A 22,572-nucleotide genomic window follows, 5' to 3' on the forward strand; every position below is an offset into this window, starting at 1 on the left:
CGACCGGTGGGTTGACCGACATCAAGCCCGCGCCGATCCTGCGCGGGATGATGGCTGAAGGAGGTTCGACATGAAGATTCTGGTTCCCGCCGACGGTTCACCCGCTGCGATGGCGGCGCTGCGGCACGTGCTCGATCTGCGCACGGCTGGCCTGCAAGCCAGCGTGGTGCTGGTCAACGTGCAGCCGCCGGCCACGCTGTACGAGGTGGTCACGGCCCACGACCCCGACGTGATCCGCGAGGTCAAGGGCGCCGCCGGCGCCGACCTGCTGGCGCCGGCCGAAGCGCTGCTGCAGAAGCACGGCGGCGACTACGAACTGGAGGTGGCCGGCGGCGAGCCGGCGCCGATGATCGTGGAACTGGCGGAGAACTACGGCTGCGGGCTGATCGTGATGGGTGGCGACAGCGATGTGGTGGACGACGTGGTGGCCCACAGTACGCTGCCGGTGACCGTGGTGCCGCTGCCGGAGGACGACGCCTAGCACCCTCGACCCGATGGCCTAGCATCGCCGCATGCGGCGATTCGCCCAGCTGTACCAGTCGCTCGACGCCAGCACCGCCACCAACGACAAGCTCGCCGCGCTGCAGGCCTACTTTGCTGCGGCCCCGGCGGACGATGCCGCCTGGGCGGTGTACTTTCTCGCCGGCGGCAAGCCGCGCCAGGTGGTGCCCACGGCGTTGATGCGCGAGACGGCCTGCGCCATGGCCGGCATCGACGACTGGCTGTTCGAGGCCTGCTACCAGGCCGTGGGCGACCTGGCCGAGACCATCGCCCATGTGCTGCCACCGCCGGCGGGCGCCGTCGACGACGCCGGCCTGGCCGAATGGGTGGAACAGCGCCTGCTGCCGCTGCGCGGCCTGCCACCGGCCGAGCAGGCGGCGCGGCTGCGCCAGGCCTGGTCGGTGCTCGACGCCACCGGGCGCTTCCTGCTGGTCAAGCTCATCGGTGGCGGCTTCCGGGTCGGCGTGAGCAAGCTGCTGGTCACGCGGGCGCTGGCCGCGGTGGCGGGGCTGGACGCCAAGCAGGTGGCACAGCGCCTGATGGGCTGGACCGACGCCAGGCGCGCGCCCACCGCCGCGCGCTACCGTGCGCTGCTGGACCCGGACACCGCCGCCCAGGCCGAGGCCGGCCAGCCCTATCCCTTCTTCCTGGCGCACCCGCTGCAGGCCGAGCCACGGAGCCTGGGCGACGCCGCCGACTGGATCGCCGAGTGGAAGTACGACGGCATCCGCGCCCAGGTGGTCCGGCGCGCCGGGCAGTGCTGGATCTGGTCACGCGGCGAAGAGCTGATGGCCGGGCGCTTCCCGGAGATCGAGGCCTGGGCGCAGGCGCTGCCCGACGGCACGGTGCTCGACGGCGAGGTCCTGGTCTGGCCCGACGGCGCACCGGCGCCAGCGGCCTTCAACGTGCTGCAGCAGCGCATCACGCGCAAGACGCTGCCGAAGAAGCTGCTGGCCGAGGCGCCGGTGCGCTTCCTGGCCTATGACCTGCTCGAGAGCGACGGTACTGACCGCCGTGGCGAACCACAGCACCAGCGGCGCGCACGGCTGGAAGCCCTGCTGCCGGTGCGCGACGTCTCGCCGCGCGTCTCCGGGCCCGACTGGCCGGCCTTGACCGCCGCACGCGCGGAAAGCCGCGCCCGTGGCGTGGAGGGCCTGATGCTCAAGCACCGCGATGCCCACTATGGCCAGGGCCGCACCAAAGCCGACGGCGCCAGCTCGGCCTGGTGGAAGTGGAAGGTCGACCCGCTGACCGCCGACGCCGTGCTGGTCTACGCCCAGGCCGGACACGGCCGCCGCGCCAGCGTCTACACCGACTACACCTTCGCGGTGTGGAACCGGCCGCCGCACGACGCGGCCGAAGCGCAGGCGGTGGTGGACGCCATCGCCCGCCGCGAGCCGGCGCCGCGCGACGACCCGCAGGCGCTGCAGCTGGTGCCCTTCGCCAAGGCCTATTCGGGCCTGACCGACGCCGAGTTCGCCGCCGTGGACAAGGTCATCCGCGCGACGACGCTGGAGAAGTTCGGCCCCGTGCGCAGCGTGCGGCCCACGCTCGTCTTCGAACTCGGCTTCGAGGGCATCGGCCCCAGCCCGCGCCACAAGAGCGGCATCGCGGTGCGCTTCCCGCGCATGCTGCGCCTGCGCCGAGACAAGCCGCTGCACGAGGCCGACACGCTGGAGACCCTGCGCCAGCTGTCCGCACCCTGACGCGCCTGGGCGTCTGCTCAGCGCGGAACGATGGCGGAACGCCGGCGCGCTGCAATGTGGCCCGTCGTGTCGGAGGGCCGCAGATGAGGTTCAGCGTGAAGGGGTGGATGTGGTGGGGCGCCTGGTGCGTGGCCATGGCATCGGGCGGCGCCCAGGCCGACATGGGTCCGCTGGCGCCCCTGCTGTCCAGCGGCACCGAAGGCGCCTGGACGGCCACGCCGGGGGCGGGTCGCTACCGGCTGGAGAACCACCACGAGCCCGGCGCCATCCGGTACGTCTACGGCCCCGTCGCCGCCGGCAGCGAGGGACGGCGGCGCCTGGGCGTCACGGTGGCGCTGGCCAGCCGGCGGCCGCAGCGCCGTCGCGCAGCGCCGGGTTCGTGGCGCACACCATCGTCGACGCCTTCGGCTTCGAGCAGCCGATGCCGGCGCTGACGCTGTCGGCACCCGCAGGCTGGCGGGTCGAGGGCTCGGTGCGCTGGGACCGCTGGTCGCGCTGCTGGGCCGACCAGAACAAGATGCACTTCGTGGCCAGCGCGCCCGACGGCCGCCAGCGCTTCGAGTTCATCCCCGGTGGCATCTGGCAGTGGCACCCCCAGTGGGCGTCGATGCCACAGCTGGCGCAGCAGCAGATGCAGCGCACGGGCTGCCAGCCGCGCCCGCTGACCGATGGGCGCAGCTTCATGCAGGCCTACGTGCAGGCACTGCGGCCCGGCGCCGAGGTGACGACACTGGCGATCGACCGTGCCGACACCGACAAGCTGATGCGCCAGCTGGCGGCCCAGCCGGTGCACCCCGGCCATCGTCGCTGGGGCGAAGCCTGGGCGGTGCGCCTGCGCTACGCGGGCGACGGTGGTCAGACGGTGCACGAGCACCTGTCCACCGGCCTGGTGTTCGAGCTGATGCCGTCGATGTCGATGGACGGCAGCCCGGCGCAGATGCTGGTGGGCACCGCCGTGGGCACCGGCAGCAGCCTGGCCGTGGGGCGGGAACCCGACCTGGCGCTGACGCGGCGCATTGCCGACTCGGTGCACCTGCAGCCCGAGTACCTGCAGCGCCTGCAGCAGCACCAGCGCCAGATGGCCGACCTGCAGGCCGCGGCGCTGCAGCGCGAGCGCCAGGCCTTCATGGCCGCGCAGGCGGCGCGTGCCAGCGCCCAACGGACCAGCGGCAGCACGGGCAGCAGCAGCGTGCTGGACAGCAACCACGAGAGCTGGAAGCGACGCCAGGGCTGGAAGGACGCGGGCCAGGCGAAGGTGGTGGACGCCACCCACGAGCGCAGCGCCTGGACCACCACCGACGGTGGCGTGCAGTACCTGCCGCAGCGCTACCAGCGGGCCTACCAGCTGCCCGGCGAGCAGTACGTGGGCAGCAATGACGCGTTCTTCAATCCGATGCAGGGCACAGCGCTGCGGCCTCACACGTACGGCCGCTGAGCGGCGCGCCGGCAGCGGCCTCGACGCCGCGCGGCGCCTTCGCGCCCCAGCGCAGCAGCACCCAGCGGCGCACCAGGTTGCCGAGCCGGCGGCCGCCCGGTTCGTGAGGGGCGGGGCACAGCCATCCCCCGTCCACCAGCGGGGCCAGCGCCAGCGCCGGTGCGCTGCGCAGCACCAGGTGCTGCGGCGCCTCGGACAGGTCGCCGCACGCGTTGGCCAGCTGCTGAAGCAGGTGCCGCGACGCCGCGGGCAGCATGAGCAGGCCGGCGTCCATCACGGCCAGCAGGCTGGCCTGGCGCCCGGCGCTGCGCGTGCCGCGGCGCGTCAGGTCGCCCAGCACGTCAGCGGTGCCCTCTTGGCCCGGGGCGGCGAGCGGCGGCTCGGCGAAGCGCGAGAGCAGCATCGCCGGGTTCGTCAGGTGCATGCGCGCCGCCGCGAGCTCGATCGCCAGCGGCCAGCCGTCGAGCCGGTGCAGCAGGGCCACCACCGCGCCCGCGTTGCCGCGGTGCAGGTGGAACTCCGGGCGCACCGCGCGTGCGCGGTCGATGAACAGGGCCACCGCCGGCTGCGCGGCCAGGGCCGCCAGGTCGGCCGCATCGTCGACGACGGGCAGCGGCAGCGGCAGCACCGGGTGCAGCGCCTCGTCGGCCCAGCCCATCGGCAGGCGCGAGGTGATCACGCAGCGCAGCGCCGGCATGCGCGCCAGGGCCGCCGCCAGCCAGGCCCGGGCCGGCCCATCCAGGGCCTCGGCGCCGTCGAGCACCAGGGTGCCCGGCGTCGCGCCCAGCGTGGTGGCCAGCGCGTCCAGGGCCCGCGGGCCGGCAGGCGTGCGCAGGGTCGCCCGCAGCCGGCGCAGCACCTCGTGCAGTGTCCTCAAGCCGCCGATGTCGACAAAACGGGCCGGCCCGAGCCCGTGCGTCGGCGCCGACAGCGCGTCGAGCACCAGGCGTGTCTTGCCGATGCCCCCGGGGCCGACGACGGTGACCTGGCGCCGCGCGGCCAGCAGACGCCGCAGCGCAGCCGCCTCGTCGCCGCGCCCGAAGCTGGCGGCTGCCGGCGCGGGCAGGCGCGCCGTCACCGGCACGGTCTCCTCGCAGCCTGCCAGCCTTGTCGACCGTGCGCCTGGCGCCGGTGGCCGGTCAGGCGCCGCCGGCGTTGAGCGGCGATGCCGCTCATGGACACGTTCGGCCAGGGCGGCCAGGTGCCGCCGTTCGTCCTCCAGCCATTCCTCCGCCAGCCCGGGGAGCAACTCTCCGCGGTAGAGGGCCAGTGCCGCGGGGTCGTCGTGCTGCGCTGCCGCGGCCTCGAAGGCCGGCACGTCGCACCATAGCGTGCCCGGCCGCACGCGAATCACCCAGTGGTCGGCCTGCAGCACCTGCGGTCCGCCGGGCGGTTCGAGCACGGCGCGCAGCAGCGACAGCGTCTGCCGCAGCCGGCTGCGGCTGCGGTGCGCCGGCGCGTCCGGCCAGAGCAGCGCGGCGAGTTCGTCCCGTGCATGGGCGCGGCCCGGGGCCATGGCCAGGCGCGCCAGCAGCGCCATGCTGGCGCGGCTGCGCAGGCGGGTGAGGTGCGTCCTGTGTGACCCGTGTGTCGGGTGCGTCGGGTGGGTTGGGCCGGCAGCGTCCTCGAGTGCGAAGCCGCCAAGAAGGTGCACGCGCCAGCGGGCCGTGTCGGCAGGCGCGGCCACTGGCGATGGGGCTGCCGGCAGCAGGCTGTCAACGTGGCCGGCAGGACGTGTGGGCCAGCGCGGCACCGACGCAGCCTGCGGTGCAGGGAAGGCTGTCGTCATGCCGGCCTCCACGGGGCCTGGTTGTGCCCGGCGGTGGGGTGGTAGGGGCAGTCGGCCGCGTGCACCAGCAGGTCGGGTTGCCAGGCCTGGGCCTGGCATTGCGTGCAGGTGAAGGTGCCGCCCAGCGGGCCGGCGGACTCGTAGCGCAGCAGCTGAGACGGCGTGGGCAACGCGGACGGCGGCACGCGGGTCGGGGTGGGGGCGGGTGCGATCATGGCCGCATCGTCCGAGGGGCGGCGTCACCGGGGCGTCACCAGCCCCGTCACCGGATGGACAGCCACCCCACGCATCCGGGTGGCCCTGGCGCGACGGGCCGCGGGTCGATGCCATCATCGCAGCGCCATGCCCGCCACCGCGCCGGACGCCTCACCGCCCACGCTTGCCTTGCAGCTGCATGGCGCGCCCACCTGCCACGCGGCTGCAGCCGGGCCGGCGCCGCTGGAGCGCAAGCATGCGGCGCTGCTGGCCTACCTGTGGTGCGAGGGGCCCACGCCCCGGGCGCGCCTGGCCGGGCTGCTGTGGCCCGAGGCCGACGAGACCCGGGCCCGCGCCAACCTGCGCCAGCGGCTGCTCAAGCTGCGCCAGACGCACGGCCCGCTGGTGCACGACGACGGGCCGCTGCTGACGCTGGCTGGCAGCGTGCAGGTGCTGCCGCCGGCGCCACCCGAGGCGCCGCTGCTGGGCACCCTGGCCTTCGACGACTGCGACGACCTGGCCCGCTGGCTGGACGCCCGCCGCGACGCCGCCCGCGCCGGCCACAAGCGCGCCTGGCTGGCCCGCGTGCGCGACGCCGCCCAGGCCGGCGACCTGGATGCAGCCCTGGGGGCTGCCGAATCGCTGCTGCAGGTGGACCGCGAAAGCGAAGAGGCCTTCCGCGTCCTGATGGAGGTCTACAGCCTGCGCGGCGACCACGCCGCGGCCCTGGCCGCCTGGGACCGCTGCCGCGACATGCTGCGCAGCCTGTACGGCGTGTCCCCGTCGCCGGCCACGCAGCAGCTGGGGCAGAGCCTGCTGGCGGCAGCGCGCAGTGCGCAGGCGGAGAAGCTGCCTGCCACCATGCTGGCCGGCCGGCCGGCCGTGGGCCTGCCGGCCACCGTGCTGCGGCCGCCGCGCCTGATCGGCCGCACTGCCTTGCAGCAGGCGATGGCCGAGGCCTGGCACGCCGGCCGCGTGGTCTGCGTGTGCGGCAGCGCCGGGCTGGGCAAGACCCGCCTGCTGGCCGACACGCTGGCCGTGTTGCCCGACCCGGTGGCCGGCCCGCCCGGGTTGGTGCGCGTGGCCGCGCGCCCGGGTGACGACGTGCTGCCCTATGCGTCGCTGAGCCGGCTGCTGCTGGCGCTGCAGGCGCGCGAACCGGCGCTGTTCGGCGGGCCTGAAGCCAGCGACACCGGCGATGCCCATCAGGCCGCGCGGCTGCTGCCCCAGCTGGCGGCCGCGCTGTCGCTCTCTCCAACGCCGGTGCGCACCGACTACGAGCGCACGCAGGCGATGCTGGCCGTGGCGCGCCTGCTTGCACGTGCTGCCGGGGCCGGCGTGCACACCTTCGCGCTCGACGACCTGCACTTTGCCGACGCGGCCAGCCTCGATGCCCTGCGCGTGCTGGCCGCGGCCGGGCCCGAGGGGGACCCCGCAAGCCGCGCGCGCCCGCGCTGGGTGCTGGCCTGCCGGCCCGACGAAGGCGGCGAGGCCCTGGCCGCCGTGCTGCGCGACCTCGGGGCAGCGCCGCTGGGGCAGCGGCTGGACCTGGCGCCACTGGACGCCGACGACACCGCCGCGCTGCTCGTCAGCCTGGACCCAGGCGGCCTGCCGGCACTGACCGCGCTGCAACCCCAGGCCGAGGCCCTGTGGCGGCATGCCGGCGGCAACCCGGCCTTCCTGCTGGAGACCGTGAAGCTGCTGCTCACGGACGCGCCCGAGTCCGGAGGCGCGGACGCCCTGCCGCTGCCGGACAGCCAGCGTGCGGTGATCGAGCGACGCGTGGCACTGCTCTCGCCACCGGCGCGCCACCTGGCGCAGCTGGCGGCCGTGGCTGGCGGCGCCTACAGCGTGGAACTCGCGGCCGAGGCCCTGGCCTGCGCGCCGCTGGCGCTGACCGAGCCGCTGCGTGAGCTGGAACTGCGCCAGGTGTTCTACGGGCGCCACTTCGTGCACGACGTGGTCGCCAGCGTGGTGCTGGACACGGTCCCCGCCGGGATGGCGACGTTCATGCACCGCCTGGTGGCCGAGCACCTGGTGCGCCGGCACGGCGACCACCCGTCGCAGGTGGCCACCATCGCCACCCACTGGGCGGCGGCTGGCGAGCCGCTGCCGGCGGCACGGGCCTTCCGGCTGGCCGCCGACGCTGCGCGCGATGCCGCGCTGCCGGCCCAGCAGGCGGCGCTGCTGGACCGCGCCATCGCGCTGCTGGAGCCGCTGGCCGGCACGCCCGAAGGCCAGCGAGCGCTGTTCGACGCGCTGGCGGTGCGCGCCACGGTCTACGAGCTCGGCGGCTTCGCCACCCAGCGGCTGGCGGTGGTGGCGCGGCTGGAGGCGCTGGCCGCCGACGAACGCCAGCGCCTGCAGGCGCTGAACCTGCGCGCCGGCGCCCAGGTGGACGTGGCGCAGGCGCCCGACGTGGCGGCCGTGCGCACTGCGGTGGACCGCGCGCGTGCACTGGGTGACGAGGCGCTGGCCTGGCAGTTCTCGCGCACCCTCGCCTGGCACTGGGCGATGAACGACCGCGCCGCCGACGCGATGGCCTTGCTGGACGGCTGCCTGCCGTGGATGCGCGGTGCCGCGCCCCCCGCCGACCGCGTGTCGTTCCGGCTCACGCGCAGCAGCGTGCACGCCTTCAGCGACGCGCTGGCCGAGGCCATCGCCGAAGGCGGCCTGGCCATCGACGAGGCGCTGGCGATCAACGACCTGGTCGATGCCCTGCCGGCGCTGAGCAACGTCGGCCTGTTCCACTACTGGCGCGGCGAGTACCCGCAGGCGCGCGCCCGGCTTGAACTGGGCCGCACGCTGCGTGACCGGCACGTGGGCCGCGCCGGTGCCGGCATCAAGATCGACGTGCACCTGGGCGCGGTGCTGGCCGAACTCGGCGAGACCGCGGCTGCGCAGGCGCTGCTGGACGACGCCCGCAGCGTGATCGAGGCCTGGCCCGACGGCGAACAGCGCCGCACCGAGTGCCTGCTGGTGGACAACCACCTGGCGCAGATGCTCCTGGCCGCCGGCCGCCTGGACGAAGCGGCCGAGGTGCTGGCGCGTGAGGACAGCGGCGTGGCCGACCGCTTCCGCGGCCGGCGCCTGGCGCTGCGCCTGCGGTGGTGCCGGCTGCAGGGGCGTACCGACGTGGCCCTGATCCGCGAACTGAAGGCGGTGGCGGAAGCAGTGGCCTCGCCGTTCAACCGCATGCTGATGGCCCTCGAACTCGCGCGCCAGGCGCCGCCCGACCGGGCGCTGGCCGAGGCCCGTGCGCTGGCCGATCTGCCCGCGGCGATGCAACGGCCCGGGCTGCGGCTGCACGCGCTGGCGGTGGCTGCAGCGGCCGCCCGGTCTGCGGGCCAGGACACGTTGGCTGTCGCGTTGGCGCGGCAGGCCCGGGACCTCGCCGGGCACTGTGCGCCCTTCGACCTCGGCGCGGCCGATTTCGCCGCGCTGCTGGCACAGGCCGAAGGGGGCGCGGCCTCGGAACGATGACGCGACGCGCTCAGCCCAGCCGTTGCCGCAGCGCCGTTTTCAGCACCTTGCCGTAGGCGTTCTTCGGCAGCGCGTCGACGAAGACGTAGCGCTTGGGCCGCTTGAAGCGTGCGATGTGCGCCAGGCAGTGCGCGTCCAGGGCCTCGGGGGTCAGTGTGGCGCCCGGGCGGGCCACGACGAAGGCCACCACCACCTCGCCCCACTCGGCATCCGGTGCGCCCACCACCGCGGCCTCGGCGACATCATCGGCCGTCAGCAGCACCTCCTCCACCTCGCGCGGGTAGATGTTGGAGCCGCCGCTGATCAGCAGGTCCTTGCTGCGGTCGAGCAAGGTCAGGAAGCCGGCGGCATCCAGGGTGCCGATGTCGCCGGTCCACAGCCAGCCGTCGCGCAGGGCCTGCGCCGTGGCCTCGGGGTTGCGCCAGTAGCCGGCCATCACCGTGTCGCCACGCACCAGCACCTCGCCGGGCGTGCCGGGTGGCAGCGGCCGACCGTCGGCGTCGGCCACCCGCACCTGCACCGGCGTCTGCGCCACGCCCACCGACGCGATGCGCTCGGCGTGGCGCGGGTGGGCAGCGTCCGTCAGCATGGCGCGCGAGAGCGCGGTGGCCGTCATCGGCGTCTCGCCCTGGCCGTAGATCTGCACGAAGCGCGGGCCCATCACGCGCAGCGCGCGCTGGATGTCGGCTGCGTACATCGGTGCGCCGCCGTAGACGATGGTCTTGAAGCTCGTGCCGGCGTCGTCGGGTGTCAGGCCCGCAGCCTCGGCGTGGTCGACCAGGCGCTTGACGATGGTGGGGGCGGCGAAGGTGCTCAGCGGGCCCAGCACTCGGCCGAGTTCGAACAGTTCCGCCGGGTCGACGCCACCGCTGGCGGGCACCACGTGACGCGCGCCAGCCATCAGGTGCGGCACGGCGTAGATGCCGCAGCCGTGCGACATCGGTGCCGCGTAGGCCATGGTGTCGTCAGGGCCGATGGGGTCGACGTCGACGAAGTAGGTCAGCCCCATCGTCATCAGGTTGCGGTGCGTGAGCATCACGCCCTTTGGGCGACCGGTGGTGCCGCTGGTGTAGAAGAGCCAGGCCAGGTCGTCGGCGCTGCGTTCCACCGGCGGCGCGCTGCGCCAGTCGTCCAGCGGCGCGAGCAAGGCATCGGCGTCGGTCGACTCGACCTCGATCTGCCGCGCCAGACCCGCGACCGGATCCGGCGCCACGTCGGCACTGGTGAAGGCCCAGCGCGCCTGTGCGTTCTCGACGATCCACGCCACCTCGGCCGGGTGCAGCTTGGCGTTGACCGGCACCACCACCAGGCCGGCCCACCAGGCGCCCCACATCAGGTCCAGCGTGCGCGGGTGGTTGCGCAGGAACAGCACGAGGCGATCGCCCGGCTGCAGGCCGGCGGCCAGCAGGCGCTGCGCGAGACCGGCGCAGCGCGCGGCCCACTGGCCATGCGTGGCCCAGAGCCGGGTGCCGTGGAAGACCGCGGCCGAATCCGGCCGCACCGTGGCCTGGCGGACGAGCAGGTGGGCGAGCGTCATGCCCGCCAGCGTAGCGTGTTCAGGCCGCGGCGGCACCCGCTGGCGCCGGCAGCGGCCGCGCGTGCCACGCCAGCAGTGCCAGCACCGCCGGGATCGCCACCGCATTGAGCATCGGGTTGGCGAACACCAGCGACAGGCACAGCACGTTGAAGACCACGAAGGCCGGGCGCCCGATCGGCCGCGCCAGGAAGCCGGTGTAGGCCGCGGCCAGGCCGAGCACCGCCACCGTCACCGACACCAGGCCGAGCAGGAACGCGCTCCAGGTGAAGTCGATGAACAGCAGCGCCGGCGTGTAGACGAAGGCAAAGGGCACCAGCGCCTTGCCCATCGACAGCCGGAACGCCGTCATGCCGGTGCGCATGGGTTCGCTGCGCGCGATGCCGGCGGCGGCGAAGGCGGCCAGCGCCACCGGCGGCGTCACGTCGGCCAGCACCCCGAAGTAGAAGACGAAGAAGTGCGTGGCCAGCTGCGGCACGCCCAGCTGTTCCATCGCCGGTGCCACGATGGCCGCCAGGATGATGTAGGTGGGCGTGGTGGGCACGCCGGCGCCCATGATGATGCAGGCCACGGCGGTGAACAGCAGGCCGAACAGCACCGTCACCTGGTTGGCCTGCAGCCAGCCCAGCGGGTCCAGCGCCACCACCATCTGCGCCAGCACGCCGGACATGTCCAGCACCCAGGCGCTGAACTTGAAGCCCATGCCGGTCAGCGTGGTGATGCCGAGCACGAAGCCCACGCAGGCACAGGCCGCGCCGATGCCCAATGCCGACTTCGCGCCCATCTCGAAGCCCTGCACCAGCGCCCGCGGGCCCACGGCCATGCCGGCCATGCCGCGGCCCCAGGGGCCCAGCAGCTTCGGGATCCACGAGCAGGCCACGGTGAGCGTGATGCCCCAGAACGCGGCCAGGAAGGGCGTGTACTGCATCAGCAGCAGCGTCACCATCACCACCAGCGGGATGAACAGGTGCCAGCTGGCCTTGAGCACCGCCGGCAGCGACGGGATCTCCGACGGGTCCATGCCCGCAAGCTTCAGCCGCCGCGCCTCCAGGTGCACCATGACCAGGATGGCCAGGTAGTGCAGCGCCGCTGGCACGATGGCCACCAGGATCAGGTGGTTGTACGGGATGCCCAGCGTCTCGGCCATGATGAAGGCCGCGGCGCCCATGATGGGCGGCGTGATCTGGCCGCCGCAGGAGGCCGAGGCTTCCACCGCGCCGGCGAAGCGCGGCGCGAAGCCCACGCGCTTCATCAGCGGGATCGTCATCACGCCGGTGGTCACGGTGTTGGCGATCGGCGAGCCGCTGATCATGCCGAACAGGCCCGAGGACACCACGCTCACCTTGGCCGGCCCGCCGGCAAAGCGCCCGGCGGCGATGGTGGCGAGGTTGACGAACAGCTGCCCCAGCCCGGTGAGCTGGGCCATGATGCCGAAGAGCACGAAGTGGAAGACGAAGGTGGCCACCACGCCCACCGGGATGCCGTAGATGCCCTCGGTGCCCTTGTACAGGTGGGCCACCACGCGCGGCACGCTGTAGCCGCGGTGCGCCAGGTCGCCGGGCAGGTAGGGCCCGAAGATGCCGTAGAGCACGGTGGCGATGGCCAGCAGCGGCAGGAAGATGCCCATCGTGCGCCGCGTGGCCTCGATGACCATCACGATCGCGATCACGCCCACCATCAGGTCGGCCGGTGAATGCTGGCCGGCGCGCGTGATGAAGATGTCGTCGAAGAACAGCAGCAGGTAGAGCGAGAAGCTGGCCGCCGCGACGGCGAAGATCCAGTCGCGCAGCGGGATGTGCCGGTGGCTGCCGTCGTAGGCCTTCAGCGGCAGCGACAGGCCGGCCAGGGCCGCCAGCACGGCCAGAAAGGCCGCCTGCGCACCGGTGGAGACCGGGTCGTTGAGCTCGCGCAGCAGGCCCACGCCCAGCAGCAGGTAGAACACCACCAGGCCGATCGAGACGATCCACTCCCACGGCCCGCCCATGCGCCTGGGGCGCGGGAAGACCAGGAAGCACAGGCCCAGCACCACGCACAGGTGGATGGCGCGGTGTGCGATCTCGTTGTGCAGGCCGAAGCCGGCGGTGTAGTAGTGCCAGCCCGACAGCGCCACCGCGATCACGGTGACGATGCCGGCGGAGACACCGGCCAGCCGGCGGAAGCTGGACTCGGGGTCGAACTGCTCGATCAGGCGATCGATCTCGGCCTGGGGAACGCTCACGGAGACTCCTTCACGATCCGCCCGGTGCCGGGCAATCGTCGACGTGCATCGCCACCGACGTGGGCGCCGGTGGGCCCAGGGTGCCCAGCAGGATCGGTGCCTGGCCGTCGACGATCACGCGCATGCGCTGCGACGGCAGCGCCAGCACCACCAGCGGGTGCACCGGGCGCTGCAGCGTCAGCCGCCAGCCGCCGGGGCCCAGGCTGTCGTCGCGCACCAGCTGCTCGCCAGGGCCAGCGGCGATGGGCAGGCCGTAACCTTCGCCCAGCCAGCGCTCTTCCACCAGCACGGCGCGCCATCCTTCGGCGCCGTGGCGGAAGACGTAGCGGTCCTCCACCGGTGTGCCGAGCACCGAGTGCGTGAAGGCTACGCGCAGGCCGGGTGCCGCCGGGTCCAGCGGCACCTGTCCCAGCACCCGTGCGCTGCGGTGGTCGGCCAGCATCAGCGTGCAGGCCGTCGCGGCCGCGGGCGGCAAGGCAGCAGCGGCCGCGGTGGCCACGGCAGCCACCGCGCGCCGCCACGGCCTCACTTGACGATGCCCTTTTCCTTGAAGTACTTCAGCGCACCCGGGTGGATGGGCGCATTGCCCACGGACGTGGCCGTCTGCAGGCTGATGTTCTTCCCCTGCACGTGCACCTGGCCCATGATGGACACGTTCTCGTACAGCGCCTTCGTCACCTCGTAGGCCACGTTCTCCGGCACCGCGTCGTGCGCGGTCCACACCGCCATCACGGCCAGCGTGTCCACCGCCTCGGTCTGGCCCTTGTAGGTGTTTGCCGCCAGCTTGACGTTGGCATAGAACGGCTGCTGCTTCTGCAGTTCCGCGATCTCCGCGCCCGACAGCGGGATCACCTTCAGCGCATGGCTCTGCGCGAAGTCGGTGACCGCCGCGGTGGGCACCCCGGCGGTGATCAGCGTGGCGTGCAGGTTGCCGTCCTTGATCTTGTCCACCGCCTGCGTGAACGACGACAGGTCTTCCTTGATGTCGGCGCGGCTCATGCCGTAGACCTTCAGCAGGTCGGTCAGCAGCTGGTACTGGCCCGAACCCGGCGAGCCCGACGAGATGCTCTTGCCCTTGAGGTCCTTGACGCTGTTGATGCCGGCATCGGCCCGCGTGATCAGCTGCACCGTCTCCGGGTACAGCGCGCCGAGCGCGCGCAGGTTCTTGATCGGCGCGCCCTGGAACTGGCCGGTGCCGTTGTAGGCCGCATCCAGGATGTCGGCGGCGACGAAGGCCGACTCGATGTCCTTGTTGCCCAGCAGCTTGGCGTTGGCCACCGAGGCGCCGGCCGCTTCGGCCGTGGCGCTGATCTTCTTGCCGTCGACCGAGGCCTTGTTGCTGATCAGCTGCGCCAGCATGCCGCCCAGCGGGTAGTAGGTGCCGCCGGTGCCGCCGGTGGCGATGCCGAAGAACATGCGCTGCTGCGCCAGCGCGCCGGTGGCCGCGACGGCGGCGGCGGTGAAGGCGACCGCGGCGGCGGCCTGCTTCCAGGTGAGTTTCATCGGGGGCTCCTCTCTCGGGGCATCGGGGGTGTGGACGCGGCCACTGTAGCGCGGCCGGCTGGCACACAATCTAGGTCATGCCCTGTCGCCGTCGCCCGTCATCGCCGGCCCTGATGCCGAGCATCACGTGGCGTTGACACGCATGAAGACCGACGTCGCGGCGCCGCCGCCCTGGGACCAGCTGGCCAGCTGGATCGCGGTGGTCGAGACCGGCTCGGTCTCGGCCGCGGCGCGCCGTGCCGGGCTGTCGCAGGCCGGTGTGTCGCAGCATGTGCGGGCGCTGGAGCAGCGCCTGGGCAGCGAATTGCTGGACCGCGGCACGCGTCCGGCGCGTGTCACCGCCAGCGGCCACCGCCTGTACGAACACGCGCTGGACCTGCTGCAGCGCGCGCACGAGATGGACGAGGGCGTGCGCAGCCTCAGCCGCAGCGCGCGCAGCGCCGTGCGCCTGGGCTGCGTGGACAGCTTTGCCGCCACCCTCGGCCCGCAGCTGGTGCGCGGCCTGTTCGACCGCGTGCAGCGGCTGCAGCTGCTCTCCGGCCTGGTGCCCGACCTGCAGCAGCGCTTCGCCGAACGCCGGCTGGACCTGCTGATCACCACCACCGAGCCCACCGGCCAGGCCGGCGTCGACGCGTTGCCGCTGCTGGCCGAGCGCTTCGTGCTCGTGCTGCCGCCCGCGCGGTCGCTGCGCGGGCTGCGCAGCCTGCAGGCGTTGGGTGCTGATCTGCCCTTCCTGGCCTACAGCACGCGTTCGATGATCGGCGCCCAGGTGGACGCCTACCTGCGCCGGCACGACCCCGGCCTGGCGCGGCGCTACGAGTTCGACGCCACCGACCCGCTGCTGAGCCTGGTGGCGGCCGGGCTCGGCTTCGGGCTGACGACCCCGCTGTGCCTGTGGCAGTCGCGCCACCACGCGCAGGCGGTGCAGGTGCTGCCGCTGTCGACGCTCCGGCGCGATGGCGAACCCTACCCGCTGCTGGAGCGCCGCTTCTGGCTGGCCAGCCGCGCCGGCGAACTGGGCCGGCTGCCGGCGGAGACGGCGGCGCTGGTGCGCGTGGCGGCGCGCGAGCTCAAGCGTGAGCTGCAGCCGGCGCTGGGCCTGGAGCCGGCCGCGCTGGTGGCCCTGCCGGAGTCGCGCCGCAACGGCGGGTGATCCACAGCATCAGCATCGGCAGCGCTGACGCCGGTGCCACGGCGCAGACGCCAGACTGCAGCCCATGGCTTCCCACCCCGACGTGATCGTCATCGGTGCCGGCGTCGTCGGCTGCTCCATCGCCTTCCACCTGGCCGAGCTCGGCGCGCGTGACGTGCTGGTGGTCGACCGCCTGGGCATCGGCAACGGCACCAGTGCGCAGAGCAGCGGCATCCTGCGCACGCACTATTCGGTGCCGGAGAACGTGGACCTAGCGCGCCGCTCGTTCGCGGCCTTCGAGCACTTCGCGGCGTACGTGGGCGATGCCGAGGCCGACGCGGGGCTGGTGAAGTGTGGCTACCTCATCGCGGCGCCCGAGGGCGAGAGGCTCGCCGCGCTGCAGGCGTCGCTGGACCAGCAGCAGGCCATGGGCATCCCGCTGCAGCGGCTCGATGCGGCGCAGGCCGCGGCGCTGATGCCGCTGGCGCGCTTCGACGATGCGGCACTGATCGGCTACGAGCCCGAGGCCGGCTTCGCCGACGCCTACCTGGTGGCCAGCGGCTTCGCGCGGGCGGCCCGCAGGCGCGGCGTGCGTTTTCTGGAAGGCGTGGGCGTGCAGCGCCTGCTGCGCGACGGTGCGCGCGTCACCGGCGTCGAGACCGACCGTGGGCGCTTCGAGGCCGGCACCGTGATCGCCGCCACCAACATCTGGACGCCCGAGCTCGAGCGCGACACCGGCTGCGCGCTGCCGGTCAAGCCCGAGCGCCACCGCGTCTTCGCGTTCGAGGGCCCGGCCGCGTACACGCATGCGATGCCGGTCTACAAGGACCTGGCCACGCCCGGCATGCTGTACTGCCGCAGCTACGGCGGGCGCCAGATGCTGGCCAGCGAAGGCATCGCCGGCGAGGTGCTGGCCACGCCGCAGATCGAGCAGGGCGACGTCCCGATGGATGCGGTGATCGAGATCGCCGAACAGGTGGCCGACCGCTTCCCGGGTTGGGAGGAGGCCGGCCTGGCCGCATCCTGGACCGGCGTCTACGACGTCACCCCCGACTGGAACCCGGTGCTCGGCCCGGCGCCGGGGCTGGCCGGCCTGCTGCTGGCCTTCGGCTTCAGCGGCCACGGCTTCAAGCTGTCGCCGGCCGTGGGCCGCCTGCTGGCCCAGGCGGCGCTGGGCCTGCCCACGGACGTGCCGCTGGTGCCTTACGCGCTGCAGCGCTTCGGCGAAGGCCGGCTGCTCACGGGGCGCTACGGCGCCGGCGCGGTGTCCTGATCAGGTCAGCACGATGCGCCAGCGCTGCCCGGGGTGGCCGCCAAAGGCCGCCGGCTTGGCGAAGCGCTCCACCAGCACGCCGCCGTTGGCCGCGATGACGCGCTGCGAGGCCGCGTTGTCCTCGTCCGTGGTCAGCTCGATCCAGCGCAGGCCTTCGGCGCGCGCCAGCGGCGGCGTCTGTGCCAGCGCCTGCGTGGCGTAGCCGCGGTTGCGGCGGCCGGGCACCACGGCGTAGCCCACGTGGCCCAGGCAGTGCGGCGGCAGCGCCTCGGTGCCGGGTTGCCAGCGCAAGCCGATCACGCCGCAGAAGCCGGTGTCGTCCCACAGCCAGCGCCGGAAGCCGGGGATGCGCGCCACCGTCGACCCGTCGGGCAGCGTGACCGCCCCGCCGCGGGCCTCGCGGTCGACCTGTGCGGCGATGAAGCCGTTGGCGTCCTGCCGGATGCGCGCCAGTTCCTCTTGCGCCGCCACGGCACCGCGCACGTTGTCGGCGGACCAGCCGCCTTCGAGCGCCGCCACGTAGGACGGCAGGTGTTCGGCCCGTGGCCAGACCAGTTGCATCTCAGCCCTCCACCAGACGCTGCCCGACCAGCGCGACGCAGAAACCCAGCACAGCGCCCAGCGGCGGCGCGCGGTGGCGTTGCAGCCGCGACATCGGCGCGATGTCCTGGAAGATCAGGTACAGGATGCCGCCAGAGGCGGCCAGCATCACGGCGCCCAGCACGGCCGGGTGGTCGGCCAGGCCCCACCAGCTCAGCGCGGCCAGTGCCGGACCGAGCAGGGTCAGCATCGCCATCTGGCGCAGCACCGTGCCCGGCCGGGTGCCGCGCACGGCGATGCGTTCACGGTAGGCGTTGAAGCCCTCGGGCAGGTTCTGCAGGCCGATCAGCAGCGCCAGCAGCGGTGCCTCCGACACGCCGGCGGCGAACATGCCGCCCAGGGCCAGCGATTCGGGCACGTAGTCCAGCAGCATGGCCGCGAACTGCGGCGATTCGCGCCGGCGCAGACCCAGACGCCGCTCCGCGGCATACACGGCCACGCCGCCGCCGACGAAACAAGCGGCCATGGCCAGCGGATCGGGCACTGCGGCGACGCCCTGCGGCAGCAGCACCAGCGCCACCGCGGCCAGCAGCACCCCACCGCCGAAGGCGATGACGCCGTGGCGCAGCTCGTTGTCCAGCCAGTTCGGGCGCCGGCGCTGGTTCACCGCCGCCAGGCCACCGAGCACGATGCACGCGCCGGCCGCGGTGGTGGACAGCAGCATCCAGCCGAACGGGGTCACGGCGCCGGGCCTTCCGGTGCCACCCGATGCGGCTGGCCGTTGAGCAACACCCGGGCGAAGGACCAGGCCTCGGCGAGCCAGCGGCGCACGAAGGTCTCCAGCCGCAGCTCCAGCCCGTCCGCCAGCCTGTCCTGCCGGCCCCAGAACCAGACCTCGGCGTCGATGCCGGCTTCGTCCGGCGGGTCGATGTAGACGCAGCCGAGCAGGCGCGACTCGTCGGGGGCCATCACGGCGTAATTGAAGCTGCGGCGCAGCTGGAACTCCTTCTGGTGCCAGCCCAGGTCCACGAGGTCCTGGGTGATCGACAGGTCGGCTGGCGGCCAGCCCCAGAGCGCGCCAAAGCGGGCCCACAGGTGGTCGCGGCTGCTCATCACCGCGTCGTAGTCGCGCGCCAGGTCGTGCACGGTGATCGAGCGCAGGTGGAAGCCCGGGCCTTCGGCCCGAACTGGCACGGTGAAGTCGCGCGGCAGGAAGCTCATCGGGCGGCGCGCCTGGGCGGCCTCGATGCCTTTGGTGCCTTGGGCGGCAGGGCCGAGACGAAGGCGGTGCAGGCGCTCACCCACGCGGCGAGTGCGTCATCCTCGGCGATGCCCGGCGGATCCACGTAGACATAGCCCGTGAGCGGCTTGCCGGTGAAGTCCATCGGCCGGACGTGGGGCTGCTGCAGCGCCGCAGCGTACCGCTGCGGGCCCACCCGGGCCATCAGCACGTCGCCGACCACGCCCACCGCCATGTGCCCGCCGACCATGAAGGCGATGCCGCCGAACATTTGCCGTTCACCGACGTCGGGGCGGGGGCCGAGCACCTCGCGGATGCGCTGGGCCAGTCCGGGGTCGAAGGCCATGCTCAGGCCCAGACGTCGCGCACGCAGCGGCCGTCGCGCGGCAGGTCCTCGAAACGGTCCAGCCCGTCGAAGGGGTCGATCGGGATCGCCGCCACCGCGTCCGGTTCGGCCAGCCGCAGGTTGACGGCCATGCGCCGTCGGCCGTCGGCGCCGGCCGCGCGACCCCGCCACCAGGCCAGGTTGCCGCAGGTGGGGCAGAAGTGGAATGCGATGTGCGGCCCGCGCACATAGGCGGTGGTGGGGCCCTGGCCGTGCACGTCCTCGCTGTCGTGGCCGTAGGCCCACAGCGACCCGTAGCGTCGGCACACGGTGCAGTTGCAGGCGGTGGCGCCTTCGGGCGTGAAATCGATGCGCCAGTGCACGGCGCCGCAGTGGCAGTGGCCTTCGATCATCGCGCTCGCTCCTCCGCTGTCCATCCGAACTCCGAGTAGGGCACGCCGGCCAGGGCCTGCGCCATCCCGTGTTGCACGTAGGGCACCATCGGCTGCGGCAGCGCGTCCAGCGGAAACCAACCCAGGTGGCTGCACTTGTGCGGTTCGCGGTTGACTGGCTCGCCCTGCCAGTGTCGCGCGCGGAAGAACACCGACAGGCGTTCGCCGTCACTGCGGCGGTGGATCACGTGCGCCAGGTCCAGGTCGTCGGGCCGCAGCGCCAGGCCGGCTTCCTCGGTGGCTTCGCGGCACATTGCGGCGCGCAGCGTCTCGCCGCCGTCGGCGTGACCGGCGACCACGCTGTACTGGCCGTCGGCGTAGCCGGTGTTGAAGCGTTGCAGCAGCAGGACCCGGCCACCGTCGACGAGCAGCAGGTGGACCTCGGGGATCAGCGTGAAGCGCGGCATCGCGGTCGATCAGGCCAGGTGGTCGCTGCCATCTGCATGGCGCAGGTGGTCGGTATCGTTGGCGAACACCTGCACCCACGCGTCGTGGCGGCCCTGGTCGTGGCGCCACAGGGTCAGCGATGCCTGGTCGGCCGCCGGGTAGCCGCCCTCGAACAGCCCCGGCCCGAACCCCAGGAAGTGCTGGAACGCGACCTCGATGACGCCGCCATGGGCCACGATGGCCAGCCCCTGACCGGCGTGGCGGGTGGTCAGTTCTGCCAGGGCGGTGCACACCCGGTGCGCGAATTCCGCCACCGTCTCGCAGCCCGGGTGGAAGCGGTGGTGCCGACGTTCAGGGGCGGGCAGGGCATGGAACTGCGCCGCGAAGGCCTCGGCACCCAGTGCCTCGTTGCCGCTTTCCCACTCACACAGGGCCGGCATGGGCCGTACGTCGATGCCCCATGCCGGCGCAATGGCTTCGGCCGTCTGCCGTGCACGGGGCAGGGTGCTGCAGACCAGCAAGTCGGCGCGCAACGCAGGCGTGATGGCCAGCCGGTCGTGCAGGGCCTTGGCCTGCAGCAGGCCCCAAGGCGAGAGGCCATGGTCCGACGCCGCTTCGCCGGCCGGCGAGGGCCGGTGTACGTAGTCGCCATGGCGGATCAGCAGCACCGAGGTGGGCATGGTCATGCATTCTGCGCCGTGATGCCGGGCCATGGCGTTGGCGACGGGCAGCGGACAATCGCGGCCGATGTCACCCCCACCTTCGCCACTGCTCCACCGCTTCCCCTCCGGCCTGCAGGCCGTGCTGCTGCCGCTGCCCAACGCCGTCACGGCCAGCGTCAGCGCCTTCGTGCGCAGCGGCAGCGTGGACGAGCCGCGCGCGCTCAACGGCATCGGCCACGTGGTCGAGCACATGGTCTTCAAGGGCACGCGCGCACGCACGGCGCACCAGATCAACCTGGACGCCGAGCGCCGCGGCGCCGAGGTCAATGCCCACACCGACAAGGACCACAGCGCCTTCCACATGCGCGGCCTGCCGCCGCATGCGCTGGACTTCCTGCCCATGCTGGCCGACCTGCTGCTGGCGCCCACCTTCCCGGCCGACGAGCTGGAACGCGAGCGCCAGGTGCTGCTGCAGGAGTTCGCCGAGGACGAGGACGACCCGATGGCCACGGCCTACCGGCTCTTCGACACCGCCTGCTACGGCCTGCACCCGCTGGCGCAGCCGGCGATCGGCCGGCGCGCCAACATCGAGCGCTTCACACGCGACGACCTCGTGGCCTGGACGGCGCGCCAGTTCACCGCCGCCAACACCGTGGTGGCCGCCGCCGGGCCGCTGGACGCCGAGGCCTTCTTCGCCCGCGTGGACGCGGCCTTCGGCGGCATGACCCCCGGCACGCCGCATGCGGCGCCGGAACCGCCGGCCTGGCGTGGCGGCCTGAAGACGCGGCACATGGACGCGGGCCAGCAGGCACACCTGGTGCTCGGTTTCCCGCTGCCGGCGCTGGCGGCCGACGACCCCGCCGGCGAATTGCTGGCGCTGGCGCTGGGCGAGGGCATGAGTTCGCCCCTGATGCACGAACTGCGCGAACAGCGCGGCCTGGTCTACTACGCCGCCTGTGCGGCCGACCTGCTGGACGTGGCCGGCGAGCTGGTCATCGAGGCCAGCTTCGGCGACAAGCGCCTGCCCGAGGTGCTGGAGGCCATCTCTGGCCTGCTGGATCGCCAGGCGCAGGGCTTCGAGGCGGTGGACCTGGAGCGTGCGCAGCAGCAGTTCGCCCTGCGCCTTGCGCGTGGCCAGGAGCGCCCGGGCCGGGTGGTGGAGGCGGCGGTGCTGGACCTGCTGGCGCTGGGCCGCGTGCGCGCGCCGGCGGACCGCCTGGCCGCGGCGATGGCCGTGGACCGCGCCGCGCTGGGCCAGGCGCTGGACCGCGCGTTGAAAGCCGGCGCCGCCGCGGCACTGGCCGGCAGCCTGCCGCGTGGGGCCGGCACGCAGGCCCGCGCCGCGCTGGCAGCGCTGCTGCGCGCCGGGGACTGACCTACTTCGCCCCGTCGGCCGCGAAGCAGTAGAAGCGGCCCGACCCGCCGGTGCGGACCAGCGCCTCCGGGCTGCAGCCGGCGCTCTGGTGCGAGAAGTTCCAGCTCTGCGCCCAGGCCTCGGGCAGCGGGCCGATGCGGTCGTGGTGGCCGACGATGGCCGAACCTTCGCTGCTGCTCGTCCAGCCCTTGCAGGTGGTGTCGGTCTGCGGTGCGAAGGCGGTGCCGTCGGCACGGCTGCCGGTGAGGATGTCGTGTTCGTTGGGCCGGTCGCCGCGGCCGTTGACGACGTTGCCGCGCTCGTCCAGCGCGGCGGCCTTGCTGATCTTGTTGCCGTTGTGCAGGTCGGCCACGCTGGTGGCGATCAGCTCGCCCTTGGCGTTGTACCAGGGGCCGCTGCCGATGCGGTCGCGCGCGTGGACCGACGGCACGCCCGGCGTCTGCCCCTGCGGGAACTTGCCCGGCAGGCTGAGGTAGGCGCGCCAAGTGCGGCCGCCCGCGCCGGCGGCCTGGGCCAGGGCCTGGCAGTGGGCGTCGGCACCGGCCAACCCACCGAGGTCGCCGCCCTTGCCACTGCCCACGCTGGTGATGAAGAAGCCCATCGGGCCGGTGGCGGGCGCGGTGGCGCAGGCGGCGAGCAGCGTGCCGGCGCCGAGCACGGCCAGGGTACTGCGCCACAGGGGTCGACGGGCGGGCGTGGCGGACATCGTGGGGTTCCTCCTTGGGCTGGCAGCGCCAGGTGGTGCGGCCACGGACGATCCGCGAGCCTGCGGTCGGTGTACGCCGCCGCTGCCCGGGCTCATCTCAGGGTGAACCCGCGTCC

General features: G+C 73.5%; 22 protein-coding genes. 8 read left to right on the forward strand and 14 right to left on the reverse strand.

Annotated features, from left to right (window positions below; all coding sequences use genetic code 11):
• The first annotated feature begins 70 nt into the window (after nt 1-70).
• From ENE75_RS02135 to ENE75_RS02150, 4 genes are all read left to right on the forward strand, one after another.
• Nucleotides 71-481, forward strand: a complete 411-nt coding sequence (locus tag ENE75_RS02135) for a universal stress protein (protein ID WP_128195151.1) — start codon at nt 71-73, stop codon at nt 479-481.
• A gap of 31 nt (nt 482-512) precedes the next feature.
• Nucleotides 513-2,207 (forward strand): ATP-dependent DNA ligase, encoded by a 1,695-nt coding sequence (locus ENE75_RS02140; protein ID WP_128195153.1) that lies wholly within the window; start codon nt 513-515, stop codon nt 2,205-2,207.
• An 83-nt stretch (nt 2,208-2,290) separates the two neighbouring features.
• Nucleotides 2,291-2,641, forward strand: coding sequence for a hypothetical protein (locus tag ENE75_RS02145; protein WP_128195156.1), 351 nt, complete (start codon nt 2,291-2,293; stop codon nt 2,639-2,641).
• Entirely contained in the window at nt 2,587-3,642 is a 1,056-nt protein-coding gene (locus tag ENE75_RS02150; protein ID WP_128195158.1) for a hypothetical protein, read from the forward strand. The genes ENE75_RS02145 and ENE75_RS02150 overlap by 55 nt, the downstream gene beginning before the upstream one ends.
• Here ENE75_RS02150 and ENE75_RS24800 read toward each other — a convergent pair.
• Together ENE75_RS24800 and ENE75_RS24805 are read right to left on the reverse strand one after the other, a co-directional pair.
• A complete protein-coding gene (locus ENE75_RS24800; protein WP_158288833.1) occupies nt 3,593-5,431 on the reverse strand; it encodes an AfsR/SARP family transcriptional regulator in 1,839 nt (612 codons plus the stop codon). The two genes, ENE75_RS02150 and ENE75_RS24800, sit on opposite strands and share 50 nt — an antisense overlap.
• Nucleotides 5,428-5,646, reverse strand: coding sequence for a hypothetical protein (locus ENE75_RS24805; protein ID WP_158288834.1), 219 nt, complete (start codon nt 5,644-5,646; stop codon nt 5,428-5,430). The genes ENE75_RS24800 and ENE75_RS24805 overlap by 4 nt, the downstream gene beginning before the upstream one ends.
• 127 nt (nt 5,647-5,773) lie before the next feature.
• On the opposite strand from ENE75_RS24805, the gene ENE75_RS02160 reads away from it, so the two are divergent.
• Entirely contained in the window at nt 5,774-9,109 is a 3,336-nt protein-coding gene (locus tag ENE75_RS02160) for an ATP-binding protein (RefSeq protein ID WP_158288835.1), read from the forward strand.
• A gap of 10 nt (nt 9,110-9,119) precedes the next feature.
• Here the strand turns inward: ENE75_RS02160 and ENE75_RS02165 are convergent, their stop codons facing one another.
• Genes ENE75_RS02165 through ENE75_RS02180 form a run of 4 tightly spaced genes read right to left on the reverse strand, consistent with a single transcriptional unit; the run spans nt 9,120 to nt 14,364 of the window.
• Nucleotides 9,120-10,646 (reverse strand): class I adenylate-forming enzyme family protein, encoded by a 1,527-nt coding sequence (locus tag ENE75_RS02165; protein ID WP_128195162.1) that lies wholly within the window; start codon nt 10,644-10,646, stop codon nt 9,120-9,122.
• A 19-nt stretch (nt 10,647-10,665) separates the two neighbouring features.
• Complete coding sequence (locus ENE75_RS02170; RefSeq protein ID WP_199232193.1) at nt 10,666-12,861, reverse strand: TRAP transporter permease; 2,196 nt, start codon at nt 12,859-12,861, stop codon at nt 10,666-10,668.
• 10 nt (nt 12,862-12,871) lie between these two features.
• Complete coding sequence (locus ENE75_RS02175) at nt 12,872-13,336, reverse strand: DUF1850 domain-containing protein (RefSeq protein WP_158288836.1); 465 nt, start codon at nt 13,334-13,336, stop codon at nt 12,872-12,874.
• A gap of 50 nt (nt 13,337-13,386) precedes the next feature.
• The gene (locus tag ENE75_RS02180) at nt 13,387-14,364 is read right to left on the reverse strand and encodes a TAXI family TRAP transporter solute-binding subunit (protein ID WP_128195168.1); all 978 of its coding nucleotides are present in this window, start codon (nt 14,362-14,364) and stop codon (nt 13,387-13,389) included.
• Nucleotides 14,365-14,506: 142 nt separating this feature from the next.
• On the opposite strand from ENE75_RS02180, the gene ENE75_RS02185 reads away from it, so the two are divergent.
• Together ENE75_RS02185 and ENE75_RS02190 are read left to right on the forward strand one after the other, a co-directional pair.
• Nucleotides 14,507-15,517 carry a LysR family transcriptional regulator gene (locus ENE75_RS02185; protein WP_128195171.1) on the forward strand — a complete coding sequence of 337 codons (1,011 nt, stop codon included), beginning with the start codon at nt 14,507-14,509 and terminating at the stop codon, nt 15,515-15,517.
• Nucleotides 15,518-15,581: 64 nt separating this feature from the next.
• Nucleotides 15,582-16,769, forward strand: coding sequence for an NAD(P)/FAD-dependent oxidoreductase (locus ENE75_RS02190; protein WP_128195173.1), 1,188 nt, complete (start codon nt 15,582-15,584; stop codon nt 16,767-16,769).
• On the opposite strand, the gene ENE75_RS02195 is transcribed toward ENE75_RS02190, so the two are convergent.
• The 7 genes from ENE75_RS02195 to ENE75_RS02225 are packed head-to-tail and all read right to left on the reverse strand — an operon-like array spanning nt 16,770 to nt 20,399.
• Nucleotides 16,770-17,330: a GNAT family N-acetyltransferase gene (locus ENE75_RS02195; protein ID WP_128195175.1), complete on the reverse strand. Its 561-nt coding sequence runs from the start codon at nt 17,328-17,330 to the stop codon at nt 16,770-16,772.
• 1 nt (nt 17,331) lies between these two features.
• On the reverse strand, nt 17,332-18,051 hold the full coding sequence (locus tag ENE75_RS02200) for a ZIP family metal transporter (protein WP_199232194.1): 720 nt from the start codon (nt 18,049-18,051) through the stop codon (nt 17,332-17,334).
• The gene (locus ENE75_RS02205) at nt 18,048-18,530 is read right to left on the reverse strand and encodes a GNAT family N-acetyltransferase (protein WP_128195177.1); all 483 of its coding nucleotides are present in this window, start codon (nt 18,528-18,530) and stop codon (nt 18,048-18,050) included. Before ENE75_RS02205 ends, ENE75_RS02200 begins: the two co-directional genes overlap by 4 nt.
• Nucleotides 18,527-18,895 (reverse strand): TfoX/Sxy family protein, encoded by a 369-nt coding sequence (locus ENE75_RS02210; RefSeq protein WP_128195179.1) that lies wholly within the window; start codon nt 18,893-18,895, stop codon nt 18,527-18,529. Before ENE75_RS02210 ends, ENE75_RS02205 begins: the two co-directional genes overlap by 4 nt.
• A gap of 2 nt (nt 18,896-18,897) precedes the next feature.
• Nucleotides 18,898-19,287: a GFA family protein gene (locus ENE75_RS02215; RefSeq protein WP_128195181.1), complete on the reverse strand. Its 390-nt coding sequence runs from the start codon at nt 19,285-19,287 to the stop codon at nt 18,898-18,900.
• Nucleotides 19,284-19,733, reverse strand: coding sequence for an NUDIX hydrolase (locus ENE75_RS02220; RefSeq protein WP_128195183.1), 450 nt, complete (start codon nt 19,731-19,733; stop codon nt 19,284-19,286). The genes ENE75_RS02215 and ENE75_RS02220 overlap by 4 nt, the downstream gene beginning before the upstream one ends.
• A gap of 9 nt (nt 19,734-19,742) precedes the next feature.
• Nucleotides 19,743-20,399: a histidine phosphatase family protein gene (locus ENE75_RS02225; protein WP_158288837.1), complete on the reverse strand. Its 657-nt coding sequence runs from the start codon at nt 20,397-20,399 to the stop codon at nt 19,743-19,745.
• A gap of 61 nt (nt 20,400-20,460) precedes the next feature.
• On the opposite strand from ENE75_RS02225, the gene ENE75_RS02230 reads away from it, so the two are divergent.
• Entirely contained in the window at nt 20,461-21,750 is a 1,290-nt protein-coding gene (locus ENE75_RS02230) for a M16 family metallopeptidase (protein ID WP_128195187.1), read from the forward strand.
• Between the two features lies 1 nt (nt 21,751).
• On the opposite strand, the gene ENE75_RS02235 is transcribed toward ENE75_RS02230, so the two are convergent.
• Complete coding sequence (locus ENE75_RS02235; protein ID WP_128195189.1) at nt 21,752-22,456, reverse strand: hypothetical protein; 705 nt, start codon at nt 22,454-22,456, stop codon at nt 21,752-21,754.
• Nucleotides 22,457-22,572: the final 116 nt, after the last annotated feature.

The sequence above is a fragment of the Rubrivivax albus genome (assembly GCF_004016515.1).
Taxonomy (GTDB): domain Bacteria; phylum Pseudomonadota; class Gammaproteobacteria; order Burkholderiales; family Burkholderiaceae_C; genus Rubrivivax; species Rubrivivax albus.

Excerpts from the sequence above, each read along its gene's own strand:
- ENE75_RS24800 (WP_158288833.1), bottom strand. The coding sequence starts at position 5,431 with ATGACGACAGCCTTCCCTGCACCGCAGGCTGCGTCGGTGCCGCGCTGG.
- ENE75_RS02190 (WP_128195173.1), top strand. The coding sequence starts at position 15,582 with ATGGCTTCCCACCCCGACGTGATCGTCATCGGTGCCGGCGTCGTCGGC.
- ENE75_RS02205 (WP_128195177.1), bottom strand. The coding sequence starts at position 18,530 with ATGAGCTTCCTGCCGCGCGACTTCACCGTGCCAGTTCGGGCCGAAGGC.
- ENE75_RS02220 (WP_128195183.1), bottom strand. The coding sequence starts at position 19,733 with ATGCCGCGCTTCACGCTGATCCCCGAGGTCCACCTGCTGCTCGTCGAC.
- ENE75_RS02185 (WP_128195171.1), top strand. The coding sequence starts at position 14,507 with ATGAAGACCGACGTCGCGGCGCCGCCGCCCTGGGACCAGCTGGCCAGC.
- ENE75_RS02160 (WP_158288835.1), top strand. The coding sequence starts at position 5,774 with ATGCCCGCCACCGCGCCGGACGCCTCACCGCCCACGCTTGCCTTGCAG.
- ENE75_RS02140 (WP_128195153.1), top strand. The coding sequence starts at position 513 with ATGCGGCGATTCGCCCAGCTGTACCAGTCGCTCGACGCCAGCACCGCC.
- ENE75_RS02135 (WP_128195151.1), top strand. The coding sequence starts at position 71 with ATGAAGATTCTGGTTCCCGCCGACGGTTCACCCGCTGCGATGGCGGCG.
- ENE75_RS02235 (WP_128195189.1), bottom strand. The coding sequence starts at position 22,456 with ATGTCCGCCACGCCCGCCCGTCGACCCCTGTGGCGCAGTACCCTGGCC.
- ENE75_RS02225 (WP_158288837.1), bottom strand. The coding sequence starts at position 20,399 with ATGACCATGCCCACCTCGGTGCTGCTGATCCGCCATGGCGACTACGTA.
- ENE75_RS02215 (WP_128195181.1), bottom strand. The coding sequence starts at position 19,287 with ATGATCGAAGGCCACTGCCACTGCGGCGCCGTGCACTGGCGCATCGAT.
- ENE75_RS02210 (WP_128195179.1), bottom strand. The coding sequence starts at position 18,895 with ATGGCCTTCGACCCCGGACTGGCCCAGCGCATCCGCGAGGTGCTCGGC.
- ENE75_RS02165 (WP_128195162.1), bottom strand. The coding sequence starts at position 10,646 with ATGACGCTCGCCCACCTGCTCGTCCGCCAGGCCACGGTGCGGCCGGAT.
- ENE75_RS02195 (WP_128195175.1), bottom strand. The coding sequence starts at position 17,330 with ATGCAACTGGTCTGGCCACGGGCCGAACACCTGCCGTCCTACGTGGCG.
- ENE75_RS02180 (WP_128195168.1), bottom strand. The coding sequence starts at position 14,364 with ATGAAACTCACCTGGAAGCAGGCCGCCGCCGCGGTCGCCTTCACCGCC.
- ENE75_RS24805 (WP_158288834.1), bottom strand. The coding sequence starts at position 5,646 with ATGATCGCACCCGCCCCCACCCCGACCCGCGTGCCGCCGTCCGCGTTG.
- ENE75_RS02145 (WP_128195156.1), top strand. The coding sequence starts at position 2,291 with ATGAGGTTCAGCGTGAAGGGGTGGATGTGGTGGGGCGCCTGGTGCGTG.
- ENE75_RS02230 (WP_128195187.1), top strand. The coding sequence starts at position 20,461 with ATGTCACCCCCACCTTCGCCACTGCTCCACCGCTTCCCCTCCGGCCTG.